Below are 5607 nucleotides of genomic sequence, written 5' to 3' on the forward strand. Positions count from 1 at the left end.
GAACCTGGACCACGGCCGGTGCGAAGTTCAGGATACTTGTGATGCCCGCCGCGACGACTCGATCACACACGGCCTGTGCGGCATGCGCGGGAGTCGCGACGACGGCAATGGAAACGTTGAGCGTCGAGACGACGTCCTCGAGGTCATCCGCATGGCGAACCTTCAGACCGGCGACCTCCTCGCCGGTGCGCCGGGGATCCGCGTCGACCAGCGCCGCGATACGGAACCCGCGCGAAGCGAACCCTCCGTAATTGGCCAGCGCGTGGCCGAGATTACCGATCCCGATGATCATCACGGCCCAATCCTGGGTCAGGCCGATCTCACGGGTAATCTGATGGCGGAGGAACTCTACTTCGTAGCCGACACCCCGCGTGCCGTACGAACCCAGGTACGACAGGTCCTTGCGAAGCTTCGCCGAGTTGACCCCCGCCGTCTCCGCGAGCTCATCGGATGAGACCGTCGCCACACCGCGATCGGACAGCGAGGTCAAGGCACGCAGGTACAGCGGCAGCCGAGCTACCGTCGCCTCAGGCACACCTCGAGGCGCCGGTGCCGGCGCTAGCTGCGCCAACGAACGAGTAGGTCGGGCCACGATACTCCCCGGTCGGCCGGGCCGGAATCGACATCCCGGGGGTGGGGTCGTGTCCGGATCCGGCGGAACGTACTATGACCCCCACCCTAGGGCACTTGTGAAGCCGTGCACAAAGTTGCGATCTTGGCTGACGTGGTCTATGAGGGGCCCGGACCGCGGGGTGAGCCGGGAGATCTGCCCTCCCCGCCCGCGGCGAGCTCGTCGCCCAGGGGCTCCTCACACGCCGATGCCCGTCCAAGCCCTGGAAGGCAGATCTCCCGGCTCACCCCGCTCTCCACCCTGCGGCGGGGCGGGTAGAACGCGATGGTCACCCGCGGCGGAGGCGGAATCGTTTGGGAGACAGGGCTTTGCGGAGCCGGGCTTCGTCGACGCGCCAGAAGTCGTGTTGCTCGCCGTCGACGAAGGTGACGGGGATCTGCTCGCCGTAGCGGCGTTCGAGATCGGGGTCCCCGGCGATGCTCTGCTCTTCCCACTCGACACCGAGTTCACCGCAGACGCGATCTATCACGGCGCGGGCGTCGTCGCAGAGATGACATCCCGGCCGGCCCAGCATCACCACCTTGGCCATGTTCTCTCCGTGGTTCGTTTAGGGTTCGGGGCCGGACTTGTGCTGCGCAGCCCCGTTTCGCATGTCCAACGTACCTCCGAGCGGTACGTCGATAGTCTGGGGTCATGCGCCTGGGGCGGAGTCGGAACCGATACGACCGAGTCGGCAAGGTAGCGGCGGAGAGCGCAGAGGCCGCTGCAGGCATTGAGCTCCCTCCGGATTCGCGTACCGCGGCGTTCTTCGATCTCGACAACACCTTGCTCCGTGGCGCATCGCTGTTCTACCTCGCCCGCGGTCTGCATGAACGCAAGTTCTTCCGGACCGGCGACATCCTCCGGTTCGGCTACCAGCAGATCCGGTTCGCCATCGGCGCGGAAGACCCGGAACACATGCACGAAGCACGCAATGCGGCTCTGATCTTCATTGCCGGCTGGTCAGTGGCGGAGCTCAGTCAGATCGGCGAGGAGATCTTCGACGAGCGGATGGCGGACAAGATCTGGCCGGGCACCCAGGCCATCGCCCGGATGCACGTCGACCAGGGTCAGCGTGTGTGGTTGGTCACGGCCGCCCCGGTCGAGATAGCTACCATCATCGCGCAGAAGCTCGGGCTCACCGGGGCGCTGGGCACGGTCGCCGAGCAGGCCGACGGTCATTTCACGGGGAAACTCGTCGGAGACCTGCTCCATGGCGAGGCCAAGGCGGCCGCGGTCCAGGCGCTCGCCGCCAACGAGGGTCTCGATCTGCACCGATGCTCGGCTTACAGCGACTCCGCCAACGACATACCGATGCTGTCGCTGGTCGGCAATCCGTGCGCGGTCAACCCGGACCGCCGGCTGCGGACACACGCCCGTAAGCACGGCTGGAGAGTGCGCGACTATCGCGGCCGGCGCCGCAACACCACGCTCGGCGTCGCCGCGCTCGCCGGAGCGGCCGCGGGCACCGTCATCGGGATCACTGCCGCCCGCCGCCGCTGAATCACGGACCAGGGTTCCCATCAGTCCGGCGGAAGGGTGGAGAGGAAGGCGGGGAGAGAATCGCCCTCCAGGGCTCGGGCGGGCATCGGCGAGCCCTGGAGGGTCAGGCCACACCGGCGGAGAAGGGAGGCCGAAGGTCTCCTTGAGCCGTCGGTATTCGCCGACGCGACCGACAGATGGTATCGACGTTGGTGGCGTGAACCGACGACGAGGTGTAAAGGAACGAGCGAGTCCGCGGGCGGGGAGGGCAATTCTCGCCCCGCCTCCTCAGCGGGTCCATCTCCCCGTTATCAGATGAACGGGTTGCCGCGCTCTTCGACCAGGGTGTGCAGTGTCTGCTGAATGGTGTCGCGCACACGGTCGGTGAGATCGAAAACCACCATCGGGTCGTCGGCCGCGCCGTCGCCGTAGTTCTCGGTCTCGATCGGTTCGCCGAACTCGATGATCCACTTCGACGGCAGCGGCACCAGGCCAGCCGGTCCCAGCCAGGGGAACGTCGGGGTGATCGGGATGTACGGCAGCCTGAGCAACCGGGCGAGGAAGTCGGCGTTGGCGATCATCGGATAGATCTCTTCGGCACCGACGATCGAGCACGGCACGATCGGTGCACCCGAACGCAGGGCCGCCGCGACGAACCCACCACGGCCGAATCGCTGCAGCTGATAGCGCTCCGAGTAGGGCTTGCCTACGCCTTTGAATCCCTCCGGCCAGACCCCGACCAGCTCACCGCCGGCGAGCAACTTCTCCACATCCTCGTTGCACGCCAGGGTCGACCCGCTCTTGCGGGCCAGATCCGAGACGACCGGCAGCTGGAAGACGAGAGTCGCACCCAGGGCTCTCAGGTGCCGGCTGGCCGGGTGTTCGTCATGCACGGCCAGTTGCGTCATGAGGGAATCGACCGGAACGGTCCCGGAGTGGTTCGCCACGATGAGGGCCGCACCGTCGGCCGGCACGTTGTCGATGCCGCGCACCTCCACCCGGAACCAATTCCGGTACAGCGGACGCAGCGCAGGAAGCAGGACGTTCTCGGTGAGTTCCGCATCGAATCCGAAGGAGTCGACGGTGAAGTCGCCGGTCAGCCGTCGCCTCGCGAATCCCAGAAAGCGTTCCGCACGCCCAGCCATCTCGTCGCCGAGCATGTCGATCAAGCTCGTCATGTCACCCCTTGCGTTCACTCGATGACGTCCAGGCCGGCTTGCCTGCCATCCAGCCCGCACACTGAGCGCAGCACCTGATCCACCGCAGCCACGCGTTCCCGATCGAGGATGCCTCCACGGGCACGCGCCTCGACGAACGCGTCGAACGCGTCTACCGTGCTGAATCGCGGGACGAACATCAGCTGCTCACGCATGCGAGAGGTGTCCACGCCGCGGCCGTGGGTGAGGAACCGGGTCTGCACCGAGTCCATATCCGCGATCCCTGCCCGGCGCATCAGACCTCGCACGATAGGCGAGCCGAGGGTGGGCAACGGCATCGGCAACCGACCGGCACGTGCCAGGGCCTGACTCAGCACAAGGAAGCCGTCACCTGCGACGTTGAAGATACCAGGACGGCTCTCGACGGTGGCCAGCTTGAGCGCGTCGAGGCAGTCCTCTTCATGAACGAGCTGGAAACGCGGATCACGTCCGAACACCACCGGCACGACCGGAAGCACGAAGTATTCGGACAGCACGGTCCGGATGGCAGGGCCGAGGACGTTGACGAACCGCAGGATCGTCACGTCCACGTCCGGGCGCCGCCGGGTAAACCCCCTGACGTACGCCTCCACCTCGCTCGCGTCCTTCTCGTACCCGCTTCTCGCCATCGCGTTCTGGGCCATGTCCTCGGCGAACAGCGCCGGCGCGCTGGGTGAGGCGCCATAGACGGCCGTGGAGGACTTCACCACCAGCTTCCGGACCGTGTCAGATCGCTGACATGCGGCGAGCAACTGCATGGTCCCGATGACATTGATCTCTTTTTGTGGCACCCGGCCACCGGCGTCCGCGCGAGTCGCCAGGATGTTCATGTGGACGACGACGTCCGGCCGGGACCGGGCAATGGCCTTGTTGATCGCCGACGTGGTGATGTCCGCTTCGACGAAGTCGATCGCCCCGAGATCAGCCGAGGGCGGCGGGAGCACGTCCACGCCGATGACACGGTCGACCTTCGGATCTTCGGAAAGCAGACGAGCCAGGCGCGCCCCCAGATAACGGGCCACGCCGACGACCATCACTCTGGACACCCAGGTTCACCTCCCTGGGGATCTATGGAGCCGCCGTCTGAGCCGAGATCACTTGCCTTGGCGGCGACGCTGGACGCGCGTACGGCGCAGCAGCTTGCGGTGCTTCTTCTTCGCCATGCGCTTACGTCGCTTCTTGACCACAGAGCCCACGGGGCACCCTCACTAAGCTTGTATGGATACGATCTTTCGCGGACAGACAATACCCGCAGCCTGCTTTGACTCGGCGGGGTGCTCAGCACGCGATTACGGGCAAGAATACCCGCACTACCGGGAGCGAGACTCGGCCGAGTCACATATAGAGATTGCGTCGCTGTCTCAGCCCGCCTGCATGCCCTGGACGTACGAACTGTCCAGGTACTCGTGAACGGCGCTCTCTGGTATACGGAACGACCGGCCGACCTGCACAGCGGGCAGTGTTCCGGCGTGTACGAGCCGGTACACGGTCATCTTGGACACTCTCATTACGGTCGCCACTTCAGCGACCGTGAGGAAACGCACCTCACCTAGCGGCTGTCCTGGCGTCCCACCCGGTCCGCTCGTCGTCATCGCTCCTCCACCAGGGCACCGGCGGCGCGTACCTCGCACATCGACAACAGCACCCGTACCCATGATGGTAGTGGCTGATGTGACAGATGGGAAAGGGGAGTGACCATATGGATACAGATGTGCGGATTAGAAGTTGGGGTCCAGACCGTGGAAGGGGAAGACAGCGGTCCGCGTGGCAAGGATCGCCTGATCCAGCCAGTCCGCAGGATCATAGCCGTCCTCCCACTCCCGGAAGGCCGCGTCGGCCCCGTCGGTCATACGCACCGGGGGGAGCCCGCAGTCCAGGCTGTTGACGTACGTACGCCAGCTGTCCGGCACCGAAGTGGCCGGATCGATCGGCCTCCCGGCGGCTATCGCCAGCAGGTGCGTCCACGTCCGCGGAACGACGTCGGCCAGTGCATACCCGCCGCCTCCGGTCGCGAGCCAACGCCCGTCGCACAGTTCGGCCGCCAGACGCTGAATCGCCACGGCGCCGGCACGCTGCCCGTCGACAGTGAGAGTGAGATGTGCCAACGGGTCCTCAACATGACTGTCGCATCCATGCTGCGAGACCAGCATTTGCGGTTTCCACGTCCGGACGAGCGGGGGCACGACAGCGTGGAACGCGCGCAGCCATCCGGCGTCTCCCGTACCCGGTGGCAACGCGACGTTCACCGCGGAGCCTTCCGCGCCCGCGCCACCCACCTCCTCGGGGTAGCCCGTACCGGGAAAGAGCGTCCGCGGACTC

The 5607-nt window shown here is 66.0% G+C and carries 6 protein-coding genes and 2 pseudogenes; 1 reads left to right on the forward strand and 7 read right to left on the reverse strand.

Annotation, left to right across the window (positions count from 1 at the left end):
• Together ELR45_RS09680 and ELR45_RS09685 are read right to left on the reverse strand one after the other, a co-directional pair.
• Positions 1–571, reverse strand: a pseudogene (locus tag ELR45_RS09680) (redox-sensing transcriptional repressor Rex); the annotation flags it as partial.
• 328 nt (positions 572–899) lie between these two features.
• Entirely contained in the window at positions 900–1160 is a 261-nt protein-coding gene (locus tag ELR45_RS09685; RefSeq protein ID WP_129665477.1) for a glutaredoxin family protein, read from the reverse strand.
• A gap of 104 nt (positions 1161–1264) precedes the next feature.
• Between ELR45_RS09685 and ELR45_RS09690 the strand changes: the two genes are divergently transcribed.
• Positions 1265–2113, forward strand: coding sequence for an HAD family hydrolase (locus ELR45_RS09690; RefSeq protein WP_129665479.1), 849 nt, complete (start codon positions 1265–1267; stop codon positions 2111–2113).
• Between the two features lie 290 nt (positions 2114–2403).
• Here ELR45_RS09690 and ELR45_RS09695 read toward each other — a convergent pair whose 3' ends face one another.
• The 5 genes and pseudogenes from ELR45_RS09695 to ELR45_RS37335 form a co-directional block, all read right to left on the reverse strand.
• A complete protein-coding gene (locus tag ELR45_RS09695; protein WP_129665481.1) occupies positions 2404–3270 on the reverse strand; it encodes a lysophospholipid acyltransferase family protein in 867 nt (288 codons plus the stop codon).
• A gap of 14 nt (positions 3271–3284) precedes the next feature.
• Positions 3285–4334 (reverse strand): NAD-dependent epimerase/dehydratase family protein, encoded by a 1050-nt coding sequence (locus tag ELR45_RS09700; RefSeq protein WP_205856302.1) that lies wholly within the window; start codon positions 4332–4334, stop codon positions 3285–3287.
• Positions 4335–4382: 48 nt separating this feature from the next.
• Entirely contained in the window at positions 4383–4484 is a 102-nt protein-coding gene (locus tag ELR45_RS09705; protein WP_013020966.1) for a 30S ribosomal protein bS22, read from the reverse strand.
• Between the two features lie 165 nt (positions 4485–4649).
• Positions 4650–4880, reverse strand: coding sequence for a helix-turn-helix domain-containing protein (locus ELR45_RS42045; RefSeq protein ID WP_129665483.1), 231 nt, complete (start codon positions 4878–4880; stop codon positions 4650–4652).
• A gap of 126 nt (positions 4881–5006) precedes the next feature.
• A pseudogene (locus ELR45_RS37335) lies at positions 5007–5607 on the reverse strand (arginase family protein); the annotation flags it as partial.

It is taken from the genome of Phytoactinopolyspora endophytica (assembly GCF_004138495.1).
Taxonomy (GTDB): domain Bacteria; phylum Actinomycetota; class Actinomycetes; order Jiangellales; family Jiangellaceae; genus Phytoactinopolyspora; species Phytoactinopolyspora endophytica.